This window comes from Polyangium sp. 6x1, from assembly GCF_029946515.1.
Classification (GTDB): Bacteria; Myxococcota_A; Polyangia; order Polyangiales; family Polyangiaceae; genus Polyangium.
Genome location: NZ_JARZHH010000093.1, coordinates 22,951 through 36,283, shown reverse-complemented (window position 1 = coordinate 36,283; position 13,333 = coordinate 22,951). Strand labels below are relative to the sequence as shown.

Sequence of the window (13,333 nt, the reverse complement as noted above, 5' to 3'; positions counted from 1 at the left end):
CCCCGCCCCCGGCGCCCCCCGCGCCCCCCGCGCCGCCCATGCCGCCCATGCCGGAGCCGGAGCTGGCGCCGGCGCTGCTGCTCACCTCCGCGCCCCCGCCGGAATCGCCGCCGCTCGAAACGCTCGTCCCCGTGCCCGCGCCTCCGCCGCCGAGCCGCGGATCGTACGCGTCCCAGTCCCGGCCGCAGCCGACGAGGCCCACGAAGAGCGGCAACCAGGCGAGCCTCGAAATGGTGTTGTTGTACGTCATGCCAAACCTCGCCCGGATCAGAACGCCCCACCCACCTCGACGAACGCGCCCGCCGGCCCGACCACGACCCGCGCGTCCGCCTTCTTCGCCGCCTTCGGCCCGCCGAGCGCGATCATCAGCGCGCCCGCCGCCACGCCCACCGCGCCGCCCACGAGCGAGCCGAGCGCGATCGTATCGAGCCGTTTTCCCTCGTCGATCACGTCCGCATACCGCGGATCCGCGCACCGTTTGCCCCCGCAATCGGCGACGAGCCCGTCATATTTGCTCTGCGCCATCGCGGTCGTCACGCCAAACACCCCGAGCCCCACGACGCCGAGCCCCGCGACCACGTACCCGGCGATCCGCACGCCGCCGCCCGTCGTCGATTCCGCGGGCGCAGGCGCGATGGGCTCGGGTTTGGCCGCCGCGACGCCCGGGGCCACGAAGATCGTCTTCGTCTGCCCGCCGACCACCGTCTCCTCGCGCTGCATCCGCGCGCCTTGGGCCGGCTCGACCTCCACCACCACCTTGCCCGGCAGAACGACGATGGCCACGCCGAGCCGCTCGGCGGAGAGCGCCGTGCCATTGAGGGTCACGCGCGCGCCCTCTGGCTGCGCGAGCGCCACGATCACCTTCGCCACCTTCGGCTCGAGCGCGGCGAGCTCGGCCGAGGCGCTGTCGCGGGCCCGCTCGTATTTCGGTTGCTGCTCGGCGAGGGTCGCGGCCTCGATCTTCGTCGCCGAGAGCTCCTCATACGCCTCGACGAGCTTGCCCAGCGCGAGCAGCGACCGGGCGACCATCAACCGTGCATTCGGGCTCTTCGTGATCGTGTACGCCTCGCGAAATTGCGCGATCGCCTCCTCGTGCTGACCCTTGTCGTAAAGATCCTGCCCCGCGTCGAACGCCTTCTGTGCCGCAGCCGCAGAGCCCGTGGACGCAGCGGGCGGCCCGGCGAGCGCGGGCGAAGCCGGTAGGGCGAGCAAGGCCGCCGTCACGATTGCAGCGAGGGAACGTCGCATGAGACGCGTCATAACTCCCGGGGACGATAGGTCCCCTTCGACGAAGGTTTTGCCGTCCGGCTCGTCGAGGCCGTCGGAAGGGGCGCCGCGGGCTTTGCCACCACCGGCGGCACCACCTCCGCGGGCTTGGAAACGGCCGACGCTGCTGCAGGCACCGCCGCGGACGCGACGGGTGGCGGCGCGGCGTCCGTTTGCACGGGCGGCGCCTGCGCCTCGATCGGCGCGGCCTGCGTGACATGCCCCTCGCTCAGCCCATTTGCGTCCGTGGGCGGCTGCCCATACCGCATCCAGACGAACACCGCGGCCGCAGCCACCACCCCCGCGGCCACCGGAACGAAAATCCCCCGAAGCGACCGCTTCTTCGGCGGCTCCTCCGCGTCCCGCATGCTCGTGAGCGCCGTGCGTCCCGGCGTCGGCACGGGCGCGGACAGGACCGCCTCCTTGCTCCCCGAGGAAACGCTCGAAATGCCGGACACCACCGATCGCCGGCCCTCCGGGGCGAGCTCCGACGCCGCGCGGTGCACCTGGATTGCCCGGACATACGCCGCCACCGCGCGAGGATTCGCGATCACGACCCCCTCGACGCGCGCCGCCGCCTCCAGCGCCTCGGCGAATTCGGCGGCGCTCGCATATCGATCGTCCGGGTTTTTCTCCAGCGCCTTCAAGCAAGCGCGCGCGATGCCCTCGGGCACCTCCGGAATCACCTCGCGCGGCGAGACCGCCGCGCCCTCGGTGATCTGGTACATCATCGCCACTTCGCTATCGGCCTGCACCAGACGACGACAGGCGAGCATCTCCCACAAAACCACCCCCGCCGCATACACGTCCGTGCGCCGATCGAGCGGCTTCGAACGAATCTGCTCGGGCGCCATGTACGGCACCTTCCCCTTCACCGTCCCGGTGCGCGTGCTCGAAAGCCTCGACTCGGCGCGGGCGACCCCGAAATCCGTGAGCTTGGCGATTCCGTCCGTGCTCACGAGGATGTTTTGCGGGGACACGTCGCGGTGCACGATGCGGAGCGGCGCACCGCTCTCGTCCGTGAGGTCGTGCGCGGCGTCGAGGCCTGCGAGCGCGTCGAGGAACATCCGCAGCCCGACGTCGAGCGGCACGCGATCGCGCTGCCGAACGGCGCGCCGCAGGATCTGCTGCAGGCTCGGCCCTTCGACGTATTCCATCACGAGCGAGAGCGTGCCCGCCTCGTTCTCGGTCACGTCGAGGGTCGCGACCACGTTCGGGTGCCGGATCCGCGCGGCGAGCCGCGCTTCGTCGAGGAACATCGCGACGAACTCGGGCTCGCTCGCGAGGTGCGGGAGCATCTCCTTCACGGCGACGAGCCGTTCGAAGCCGCCGACGCCGTGGGCACGCGCGAGGTAGACCGTGGCCATCCCGCCGGACGCGATCTCGGCGAGCTTGTCGTAACGGCCGTTCTCGGATGCCATCCGGACCAGGGTACACGAGGTAGACCGATCTCTGGAAGTCCCCCGGGTCACGTGTGCGTCACGCGCCGCTAATCGTCGTTCCCGCCCCCGGGCGGCTCCTTGTCGATGTGCACGTGCGACGCGTTCGTCAGCTTGCTCATCGTCGCTGCGTCGTTGTCCCGGATCCCGTCGCTGTTCTTGTCCGGGTTCTTCGCGTCGGGCCGCGGCAGATCCGTATTGCCCGAATGCAACGCCGTCGGCCCCTTTTCGAGCAGCACCATCCGCGCGCCCGTCTTCTGCTTCGCGGCGAGCGCGGCCCGGTACAGGTTCATGATCGCGGTGCGTCCCGCCTGCGCGCCGCGGATGCCGTTGTAATTGGCGGGCGCCATGTCGATCGCGCCGCCGTGCTGGTGGTTCGAGTTCGGCACCTTGCTCCCGGCCGCCAGGTTTCTCCGCGGGCAACGCCACGAGCTGTTCACGGTCACCGTCTCGCCGTACTCCGCCTCCACCGCTTCGAGCAGCTTCACCATGCCGGAATCGAGCACCAGCTTGTACTGCGCGTAATTGTTGTTGTTCAAGAACTCCGCGCGCGGCGCCGTGATGATCCAGTCCCGGTAAGGCACGTGCAGCGTGAAACCCGCCCGGAACATCCGCGCGTCCACGTATTCCTGCCGGATGATGTCGCGCGGATCCTGCTTGATCGTCTCCTTCATCGTCGTCGAGCGCCCGCGCGTCAGCTTCACCGTGACCTCGTACTCCACCGCCGGATTCGGCGATCGCGACGCGCTCGTCGGCCGCTGCGCCGCCGTCACCTTCGGGATCCACGTGAACTCGGCGCCCTTGCCCTTGGCCGGCGTCGGCGTCCCGCTGTGGTTCCCGACCGCCTTCACCTCCCACTCGGCGTCGGCCATCGGCGGGTTTGTCCGGACCGATAACTTCCGATCCTGCCCGATCAGGAAGATGAACTCCTTGCCCGGGACCCATACCTCTTTCGTGTACCGGTTCGCCGTCTTGTCCTTTTGCCCCTGCTCCGTGTAGCGGCTCTTGTATTCGAGCTTGAAGCCCTGCGGGCAATCCGCGCAGGCCGCGCCGGCCTCGGACGCGGGCATGTTCGACGCGGCCTGGTTCGCGCCCTGGAGCTGATCCGCCTTCGCCGTCTGGTCCTCCGGCCGCTCCGGCCGTGGCCGCGGAATGGGCACATCTCCGTTACTCACGACCCACCTCCTCGGCGCCCTTCGGCGCGTCGCGCTCGCGCAGCCACGCGATGGCCCGATCCATCAAGGCGCTCACCTTCTGCCAGCCGCTCGCCTCCGCGTCTTCGAGAATCTCGCGCACCCAGGGCAGCGCCGGATCTTCCTCGAAATCGGGCCCGAGCACCAGCATCAGCGACACGTAGCGGAACACGTCCTGCTCCGATTTGCACCCGAGACGCGCCGCGCGCCCGAGCCCCCGGTCGACGAGCGAGGCGCACCCCTCCTCGCCGAGCGTCGACCATTGCGTGGGAAAAATCTCGCGGATCTGCGCGAGGACGCGGCCTCGATACTCCTCGAGCTCCGCCTGGCGCAGCGCATCGACCTGTTCGCGAAGGATTCTCAACATCGCAAAGCCCTCGCCCTCCGGAATCGCGGCGCCCCCACTACGGCAGCGCCATCACCTCCACCACCGCCGCCCCCTTCGCGCCCGCCTTCTTCGGCGCCACGAGCTTGCCGCTCTCCAGGTCGAAGCGCCCTTCCGCCGCCTCGATCACCTTCTTCGTCTTCGCCCCGTCCACGCCGGCCGCGCTCGTCACCGACACCCGCACCACGCTCCGCTCGAACACCGCCGCGAGCAGGCCGATCGTGTCGATCAGCGCCTCCTCGTCGAGTTTTTCCTGACGGAACACGACGAGCGGCTTCGCGCCCTCTTCCAGCTTGCCCTTGCCCGCCTCGCTCTTCGCGTCGCCGCCAGCCGCCGCGCCCGACCGCGCCAGCGCCGCGATCACGTTCGTCGCGATCGGCGGCGCCTCCGGCGGCGGCGTCGCGAGCACCGAGGCCCCGCGATAGAGCTGCCACGACCGCTGGAACAACGTCGTCAGCGTGAGCGCCCCGCGCCCCGACAAACCCGTCATCCTCGCGTTGTCCCCGAGCGACGCCGGGGCCACGTCCCCGAGCCGCCGCAAAAGCGTGAGCGGCTCCGGCGCGCCCTTCGCCGCCGCCACGATCCGCGCGCCGCCCGGCGGATCGATCGCGAGCTTCTTCTGCCCCTCCAGAAAGCCCTTCGCGAGCGCCGCGAGCGCGCGCTCCTTGTCCGCAACGAGCCCGCGCGGCGCCACCGCCACGAGCGGCACGAGCTTCGGCGCGTCCGCCGTCGTCAGCACGATCTTGCGCCCCGCGGCGCCGTCCGCGCCCATCTCCGTCCGATCGAACGCGACGAACGCGGCTTCCTTTTCGTCACGGCTCCCCGGCGCGACCACCTTCACGTTCGCGGCCGGCACGCCCGCGATGTCGAGCAGGAACAGCCCCACGAACGTCGACGGCGCGCCCGGCGTCCCCACGAGCGTCACGTCGCCCTTCACGGGCGCCGTGGGCAGCCCGTCCTTCGCCGCGAACGCCTCGCGCCCGCGGGAAAACCCGACCACGAAGAACACCTCGGGCGACAGGGCCCGCAGCCGCTCGTAGGCCGCGATGAACGTCGGCAGCGGCACGATGGCCACGTCCGCCCCGTTCTCGTCGCCGCCGCCGCGCGCGAGCGCCTCCTCGACGGCGCTCATCGCGTCCGACACCGAGAGCCGCACGTCGAGCCCCGACGCCGTGAACACGCTCTTCGGCCCGGGCGTTTGTCCCTCGTTCGCGAGCAGCCCCGGCGCCGCGAGCTCCCAGCCGAGCGACACCACCTTGAGCGGCCGATCGAGCAGCGGCTGGGGTTTTCCGTCGCCTTGCGGCGCGCCTGCGCTCGCGCTCCCGTTCGCCGCGGGCACCGGGCCTGCGCTCGTGCTCCCGCTTGGAACCGGTCCTGCGCTCGCGACGGCGCTCGTCCCGGGGCCTGCGCTCGCGCTCCCGCTCGGGGCGGGCAACGCCGCTTCGGCGGCCTCGCCTTTCGGCGGCGGCGCGGTGTGGGGCGCGCGGCTCCGCGTCACGAAGACCGCGCCGAACCCTCCGAGGAGGCAGATGAGCAAGACGAAGACGATTTTCTGGCGCAATGGACTCACCACTGGCTGGAGGAGGCGTTCGGATCGCCGAGCTTGCGCCGCCCGGGGTAACTCGATTTGACGAGGCGCTTCAGCTCGTTCACCGGCACGGCCAGGTTCAGGTTCTGCGCCCCCGTGAAGGCCCCGCCGAACTGGGCCGTGTTGATCCCGATCACCTCACCGCGCATGTTGAACAGCGGCCCGCCCGAGTTTCCCGGGGAAATCGGCACCGAGATCTGGATCCACTGCCTCCCCTCGTGCAGCCGCCGCGCCGAGACGAGCCCGTCGGTCAGCGTGTGTTCGAGCCCGAGCGGGTTGCCGATCGCGATCGCCCTCTCGCCGACCACGATCTTCTCCGAGTCGCCGAGATCGAGCGACTTCGCGTCCGGCGCCGCGCCGCCTTCGAGCGGCTTTTTCAGGTCGATCCCGAGCAGCGCGAGGTCCGCCTCGTGGTTGTCCACGAGCACCTGGATGTCGTCGAAGCCTGCGCCGTTCTCGAACTTGATCCGCGCCGACGTCGCGCCGTCGATCACGTGGTGGTTCGTCACGACGACCCCGGCCTCGTCGATCAAAAAACCTGTCCCGCCGCCCTGCGCCTCGCCCTTCTTCACGAAGATCGTCACGACCGACGGCGACAGCTCGCGGAAGAGCTCGGCCGGCGTCTTGTCGGCCTTGCCCGTCGCGCCGGCGTCCACGGGCGCGCTCGCGTCGACGGCCGCGCCTGCGTCCGTGGCCTCGGGCGTCGCCGCTGCTGCGTCCGCGGACGCGCTCGCATCCGCTGCGGCCTCTGCATCCGCGCCGGCGTCCGCGGCCACGTCCGTGGCGGGCGCGGCCGTGGGCGCGGGCTCCGGGAACGCGGGTTTCACGCCGCCGAGCAGGTAGGCGACCTGCGCGAGCTCCTTGTACCCAGCGGCGGCGAGCCTGTCGCCTTCCTTCACGTAGAGCGAGCCGGTGACCTTCGCGGCGCCCGTGAACGCGAGCCCGACGCCGAGCAGGAAGAGCGCGAGCACGTCGGTGACGATGCTCGCACCGCCCTTCGTTTGTCCCTCGGGCAGCAGCCGGTCGGCGATCGCGAGCGGCACGATCACGGTCACGGCGAGCGCGATGAGCACCCGGGCATACCCGTTCTCCGTCATCGCACCGACCACGGCCATCAGCGAGATCATGGTGGCGACGAACCCCCAGACGATCGCGACGATCTTGAGGAGGGTCAGCGCGACACGGAAGCCTGTCGACGGCTCGCTCGACGTGGGCCTGGGTGCTGCCTTGGGCGTGGGTTTGGGGCTGGGCATGGACGTTCGTGCGGAGAGGAGCGTCGCTCTCGGTTCGGCGTCGCGTCAAGCCAGAGCTTGCTTGGAGCGGCGATCCGGCGCTAGACGAAGGAGGTGTCCGACGACGCACGTGCTCCCGAGCCCGAGACCGATCCAGTCCTCGCGAAGCTCGACACGCTCCCGACCAAGCCTGGTTGTTACCTCTTCTACGACAAGACCGGCGCCGCGATCTACGTGGGCAAGGCGAAGAGCCTGCGCTCCCGCGTCCGCAGCTACTTCCAGGAGGGCGGCAGCGACTCGCGCTACTTCATCCCGATCCTGCGCAAGATCGTGCGGGATCTGGAGACCGTCGTCACCTCCACGGAGAAGGAAGCGGCCGTCCTCGAGAACGAGCTCATCAAGAAGCACAAGCCGCGCTTCAACGTGAAGCTCCGGGACGACAAGGACTTCCTCTGCCTGCGCATCGACACGAAAAACCCCTGGCCGCGCCTCGAGACCGTGCGCCGCCCCTCGCCCGACGGCGCGCGCTACTTCGGCCCCTTCCACTCGGCGACGAGCGCGCGCCGCACGCTGCACCTCGTCAACAAGCACTGGAAGCTCCGCACCTGCACCGACCTCGACATGGCCTCGCGGCGCAGGCCGTGCTTGCAGTACCAGATCAAGCGTTGCCCCGCGCCGTGCGTCTACGAGGTCGATCGCGACGACTACGCCGAGCAGGTCCGCTCCGTCTCGCTCTTCCTCGAAGGCCGCCACGACGAGCTCACGGGCGAGCTCGAAAAGCGCATGAAAGAAGCGGCGCGCTCCATGGAGTTCGAGCGCGCGGCGATCTACCGCGACCAGCTCAAGGCCGTCGAGAGCGCGCGCGAATCGCAGCGCGTCGTCTCCGTGAAGGACGTCGATCAGGACGTCGTCGGCCTCTATCGCGAGGGCTCGATCGCCGAGGTCGAGCTCATCAAGGTCCGCAGCGGCCGCGTCGCCGACACCGTCTCGTTCTCCTTGCGCGGCGTGGAGCTTCCCGACGAGGAGATCCTCGGCAATTTCCTCACGCAGTATTACGGCGACGAGGCCGAGGTCCCGGTCGACGTGATCCCGGACGAGATCCTCCTGCCGGTCCTGCCCGACGGCGCCGAGGGCGTCTCGGAGTGGCTCGGCGATCGCCGCGGCCGCAAGGTCGCGCTCGTCGTGCCGCAGCGCGGGCCGCGGGTCGAGCTGCTCGCGATGGCGCGCGAGAATGCCGAGCACGCATTCAAGGAAAAGCAGCGCGCCTCGGACGACATCGAGGCGCGGCTCGACGACCTGCGCGAGCGCCTGCGCCTGCCCTCGCTCCCGCGGCGCATCGAGTGTTGCGACATCTCGCACCTCGGCGGCGGCGACACCGTCGGCTCGATCGTCGCGCTGCGCGACGGCCAGCCCGACCGCAAGCATTACCGCAACTTCCGGGTGCGGACGAAGACCGAGGGCGACGATTACGCCGCGATGTACGAGGTCCTCGCCCGCCGCTTCCGGCGCGGCCGCACGGCGAAAGAGATCAAGGAGGCGGAGGCGGCAGCGGAAGCGGCCGCGGAGGCGGAAGCCGATCTCGCGGCGGAGGCGGCGACCGACGCGATGGCGGAGACCGAGACCGAGGCGCCGCCGCCGTCGTCGAGCAAAAAGGCCGAGGCCGAATGGGATTTGCCCGACCTCTTCGTGGTCGACGGCGGCCGTGGACAGCTCAACGTCGCGCTCTCGGCGGCGCGTGACCTCGGCCTGCACGACCTGCCCATCGTGGGCCTCGCGAAGGAGCGAGAGAGCGTGATCGGCGAGAAAATGGTCGACCGCGTGTATTTGCCTGGGCAGAAGAATGGCATCCAGCTAAGGCCGGGCAGCTCGTCGCTGTTTTTCCTGGCACGAGCCCGCGACGAGGCGCACCGGTTCGCGAACCACATTCGCGAAAAGCTCGGCAAAGCGCGGCGACTGCGCTCCGAGATCGAGGACATCCCCGGCCTCGGCGACGCCGTGCGCAAGGCGCTTTTGCGCGAGCTCGGCTCGATGGGGGCGTTACGCACGGCGACGGATGCGCAGATCCTCGCCGTGACGGGCGTGACGAAGCGGCATTTGACGGCGATCCGGAAGGTGATTGCGGCGCCGGTCCCTGCGCCGGCCGAAGAGGCCACGCCGCCGGAAGAGAGCCCGGCGAACGCGGACGCCGGTGACGCTCCGGCCCAACCGCCCGACGAGAGCTGAACGGAAAACCCTAGAGCATCGAACACTTCGATGCTCTGCGAGATCGCGAAGCGAGCTCGCCTCGGGGAACAGTTCTGCTCCTTCTGACCCGGGGTTGCCAACCCCGCGGATCTTGGCTGGATCTCGACAGACAGTGGACTCCCTCGCCGCGGGCGCGGTGCCCTTTCCGCCGCCCTTTCCTTCGTGCGGGCCCGCTCCGCGCTCGTCACCTCGATCGGACGTGGGCCCCTGGGCGCCAGCTCGGGGATCGCCTCATGGAGCGGACGGCACACGTCGAGCCCGAGCTCGGCCGCCGTGCGTGCGGCACGTCGGTAGCGGTTGATCATGTCGCTGGACTTATGCCCCGTTCGGTCCTGCACCCACGCCTCCGTCCGTCCGTTCGCGAGGGCCAGCGTGACGAACGTGGCCCGCGTATCGTGCAGCCGGATCCGCATCCTTGCCTCCGTCCGCGCGAACAGCTCCGGCCGGCGAATGCCTGCCAGCTCCAGATGTCCGCGGAACTGGCTGGCAGTGTCGCTCGTGGTGAGCCGCTGTCCCTTTTGGCTTCCTTCGTCGTACACGAAGACCGGCGCGTCCCCTGACACGCGCATGCCTCTCGCCGCGCAGTGATCTCGACCAGCTCGTGTTAAGGGCTTCCGAGCGGCGCATCCCTTCCCGATGAAGGAAGCCGTAAAACAGGCGCCATTCCAGCGGAACCTGTGCAGCCAAGCAACATTGCGTCCTCGTCAGGATAAAGCCACCCTTTCGCTTTTCCTGCCTGATACCGCGGCACGAATCCACGCGGGAGCGGATGCACGGCGATATGGCGCAGTGGAAGGACCGCAAGCGAGCAGATCCGGTACACGAGCTGCGCGACGGAACGCCGCGAATTTGGCGAGAGCCTCGGTGGCAGGCTCCGCATGACGGCTTCCGCGTGGTCGAGCGTGAACTTGTCGATCGCCACGTCCCCCCCGCGCCGCAGCAGCCCGACACGCTGGTGATGGCCCGCGACGACCTGCGCCGCGCGATCGAGGCGCTCGCGGCGCTGCCCGCCAAGGAGCAGGTCGCATTCTCGATGTACTGGCTCGACGGCAAGGAGCAAGAGGAGATCGGCCAGACCCTCGGCCATTCCAAGGGGTACGTCTGCAAATTGATTCAGCGCGCCGTCGAGAAACTCGAGAAGGACGGCTGGGGGATATCTCGATGACGACGCCCGCGCCGAACGATCTGCTCTCGCGGCTGCGCGCGGTCGACGAGCTGTACGCGCAGGTGGAGCCCGAGCCCGCGGCCGAAGCGCGGCTGTGCGTCCGCCTGCGGGGCCTCGCCGCGGAGCCGCAGCGGTCCTTCCGGCTCCCGTCGCTGCGACAGATCAGGCGACCGCTCGTCCTCGTGCTCGCCGCCGCGAGCGTCTTCTGGTTGTCCCTCGACGACGACGCGCCTCGCGCCAGGTTGGGGCTCGTTTCGCCGTACAACCCCGAATCTGCGGGCGCGCCCGACATCTCCGCGGCCTCCGAACACGCCTCCGAGACGAGCCGCCGTCGCAACGAGCCGCCGCGCGCGCCCGATCTCCTGCGTACGCCCGATCTCCTGCGGCCCGCGCCGCCGCCTTCGTGGCGCGCGCCGGATTCGTCGACGCCTCTCCCGTCGGAGCCCGAGCGGCCGATGGATCGAGACCTCCGGAGCCCGCGGGGTCACGTGCCTCCGGGACCGCATTCTCGTGTGAACTCGCCTCGCGAGCCCGCGGACGGAGACGACGCGGACGGGCTCGTCTTCTGGTCGCCCACGCAGGCCCTCCCCGGCGAACCACGTGCGCCTGTGTCCGGCGCGAGCGGCGGGGTTCGCGGCGGCGATACGAGCGCGCCGAAGCCCCCCGGGTCCCGTCGAGCCTCCCGCGCCGCAAGCGTCCTGCGCGACGCCCGAGACGTGAAAGGAGCGCGCCGAGCTCGATTGCGAGGACAATGGGCTCGTCCTGGCCGAGCTCACCTACCTCGATCCCTGCGGCGAAGGCCTCTTCCGGAGCGCGGATCACGAATGCGCCGAGCCCGATCCGGAGGTCGACGTCTGCACGACCGACACCGTGGGCGACGGCGCCACCTGCCAGGATCCGAGCCTGCTCAAGGACCTGGCTTACCAGACGTGCCAGCTCGCGGGCCACCACTATCCAAACGCTGTTTTCAGGTCCGGGCCACCATCCGATCCGCCGGGGACGAAGTTGCGGACGAGGGTGAACCAAGGAAGCGCGCGACGATGGGCCGAAGATCCGCGAGCTGCGCGCAAAGATCCTCGGTGGGGTCTTTCTTGACTGACGTCATCACCTTCGTATTGCGATCGCGTCGCCGAAGCGCTGAATACAATGCCTGCCGAACAGCGCGCAGGGAGCGTCTCACGACGAGACACAGGACGTGATGATCGAGGAGTACGAGAGCCTCTCGGTTTACCGGCCCGAGCGTGATTCGGGAGGTCGAGGAATATTCACATTGTGGGATCAAATGCAGCTTCATTCGCGTGGAGATCCGAGGCACGGAGCGTGTCTTCATCACAGTGGGACAGGTCACGGTTGACGTACCCTCCTTAAAGAAGTGACGTCAAAGAAGTGACGTCAAAGAAGTGACGTCCTCGCCTGGAGGGCCCGATTTCATCGTCAAAATCACGACGCATTCACCGATCCCGTGCCCATCGGACCTTGCCCGGACAAAAAAGCACACTGGGCACACGATGTGTGCTTGACTCTGCCAACATCGAAGGGGGCGTCGTTCGCAATGGTCGTGCAGAAGTCTTCGCTCGAGCGATTATGGCCGATGAGCTGCGGTCCGCTGTTCACCTTTGTCGCCGTCATCACTGTCGTGCTGGCGAAGAAGGTGTTGGTGGGAATCCCGAATCCGCCGGCGATCCTGGTCCTCGCGATCGTCCTCTCCGCTTATGTCGGAGGGATCATCCCCGGGTTGATCAGCGCGACGTTCAGCTGGCTCTACATCGCGCTGTTCTTCTCGATTTCCGGTCAGGTGTTCCACTACACGGACGAGAACCTTCAGCGCGTCATCGTGTGGGCCATCACCTTACCGACCACGGCGCTGATGGTCGGCGCCTTGAAGCGCCAGACCATGCGGCAGTTGTCCGCGCTCCAGGAGAGCGAGATCCGGCTCCGGAGCGTCATCGACAACATGGTGGACGCGGTGTTCACCTTCGACCAGCGCGGCGCTATCAAGTCCCTCAATCCGGCGGCCGAGTACCTCTTCGGATACGGGCCGCAGGAGCTCGCTGGGCGGGACGTCTCCACGCTCCTCGTCAGGTCCAGTGCGCCCCCTCCCGGTGGAGGCGCGCCTGACGAGTCCCTGGTGAAGTGCCAGCCGCTGGGTCTCGCGGATCTGCCCGTCAACCGCCGCGAGATGCTTTGCCGGAACCGAGACGGAGTCGAGTTTCCGGTGGAGGTCAGCGTCGCCAAGATGGTCTTCGGCGCGGAGACGTTCTTCATCGGCACCACGCGCGATATCCGGGAGCGCAAGCAGGCGGAGGAGGTGAGGCGCTGCGCAGAAGAGGAGCGGAGTCGATTCAACGAAGAGCTCATCCGGGTGCAGGCGACCGCGATCGCGGAGATTTCCACGCCGCTCATCCCCGTCCGCAGCAAGATCCTGGTGATGCCGCTGGTTGGATCGGTGGACACGCAGCGCGTGACGCGCGTGATCGAGGTCTTGCTGAAGGGCATCTCGGAGCACAACGCGCACAGCGCCATCCTCGACATCACGGGTGTCCCCGTGGTCGATACGCACGTGGCCTCTGGGCTCGTCCAAGCCGCAAACGCGGCGCGGCTGCTCGGGGCGCGGGTGGTGCTCACCGGGATCCGGCCCGAGGTCGCGATGACCCTCGTGGCGATCGGCGCCGAGCTCCACGGGGTCGTCACATGCAGGACATTGGAGCAGGGGATCTCCTTCGCGGAGGCTAAGCAGCGGTAGCCGAGGACGGAGTCCAGGCTGAAGGCGCGAGCGCGCAGCGCTGAAGAGCAAGGGAAACTGCCGCTCGCCGTCCTCGTA

The 13,333-nt window shown here is 69.1% G+C and carries 10 protein-coding genes; 3 read left to right on the top strand and 7 right to left on the bottom strand.

Annotated elements, in window-relative coordinates; all coding sequences use genetic code 11:
- From QHF85_RS44885 to QHF85_RS44855, 7 genes are all read right to left on the bottom strand, one after another.
- Window positions 1-250 (bottom strand): hypothetical protein (locus QHF85_RS44885; protein ID WP_281333654.1); only part of this gene is annotated, 250 nt, incomplete at its 3' end.
- A gap of 17 nt (window positions 251-267) precedes the next feature.
- Entirely contained in the window at window positions 268-1,248 is a 981-nt protein-coding gene (locus tag QHF85_RS44880) for a CDC27 family protein (RefSeq protein ID WP_281333653.1), read from the bottom strand.
- A gap of 8 nt (window positions 1,249-1,256) precedes the next feature.
- Window positions 1,257-2,687: a serine/threonine-protein kinase gene (locus tag QHF85_RS44875; RefSeq protein ID WP_281333652.1), complete on the bottom strand. Its 1,431-nt coding sequence runs from the start codon at window positions 2,685-2,687 to the stop codon at window positions 1,257-1,259.
- A gap of 68 nt (window positions 2,688-2,755) precedes the next feature.
- Window positions 2,756-3,880 carry a D-Ala-D-Ala carboxypeptidase family metallohydrolase gene (locus QHF85_RS44870; protein ID WP_281333651.1) on the bottom strand — a complete coding sequence of 375 codons (1,125 nt, stop codon included), beginning with the start codon at window positions 3,878-3,880 and terminating at the stop codon, window positions 2,756-2,758.
- Window positions 3,873-4,265: a hypothetical protein gene (locus QHF85_RS44865; RefSeq protein WP_281333650.1), complete on the bottom strand. Its 393-nt coding sequence runs from the start codon at window positions 4,263-4,265 to the stop codon at window positions 3,873-3,875. Before QHF85_RS44865 ends, QHF85_RS44870 begins: the two co-directional genes overlap by 8 nt.
- A gap of 37 nt (window positions 4,266-4,302) precedes the next feature.
- The gene (locus QHF85_RS44860; RefSeq protein ID WP_281333649.1) at window positions 4,303-5,844 is read right to left on the bottom strand and encodes a hypothetical protein; all 1,542 of its coding nucleotides are present in this window, start codon (window positions 5,842-5,844) and stop codon (window positions 4,303-4,305) included.
- A 5-nt stretch (window positions 5,845-5,849) separates the two neighbouring features.
- Window positions 5,850-7,124 carry a trypsin-like peptidase domain-containing protein gene (locus QHF85_RS44855; RefSeq protein ID WP_281333648.1) on the bottom strand — a complete coding sequence of 425 codons (1,275 nt, stop codon included), beginning with the start codon at window positions 7,122-7,124 and terminating at the stop codon, window positions 5,850-5,852.
- A gap of 93 nt (window positions 7,125-7,217) precedes the next feature.
- Between QHF85_RS44855 and uvrC the strand changes: the two genes are divergently transcribed.
- The 3 genes from uvrC (at window position 7,218) to QHF85_RS44840 (ending at window position 13,255) form a co-directional block, all read left to right on the top strand.
- Window positions 7,218-9,326, top strand: a complete 2,109-nt coding sequence (uvrC, locus tag QHF85_RS44850; RefSeq protein WP_281333647.1) for an excinuclease ABC subunit UvrC — start codon at window positions 7,218-7,220, stop codon at window positions 9,324-9,326.
- Between the two features lie 913 nt (window positions 9,327-10,239).
- On the top strand, window positions 10,240-10,512 hold the full coding sequence (locus QHF85_RS44845; protein WP_281333646.1) for a sigma-70 family RNA polymerase sigma factor: 273 nt from the start codon (window positions 10,240-10,242) through the stop codon (window positions 10,510-10,512).
- Between the two features lie 1,558 nt (window positions 10,513-12,070).
- On the top strand, window positions 12,071-13,255 hold the full coding sequence (locus tag QHF85_RS44840) for a PAS domain S-box protein (protein WP_281333645.1): 1,185 nt from the start codon (window positions 12,071-12,073) through the stop codon (window positions 13,253-13,255).
- Window positions 13,256-13,333 lie beyond the last annotated feature (78 nt).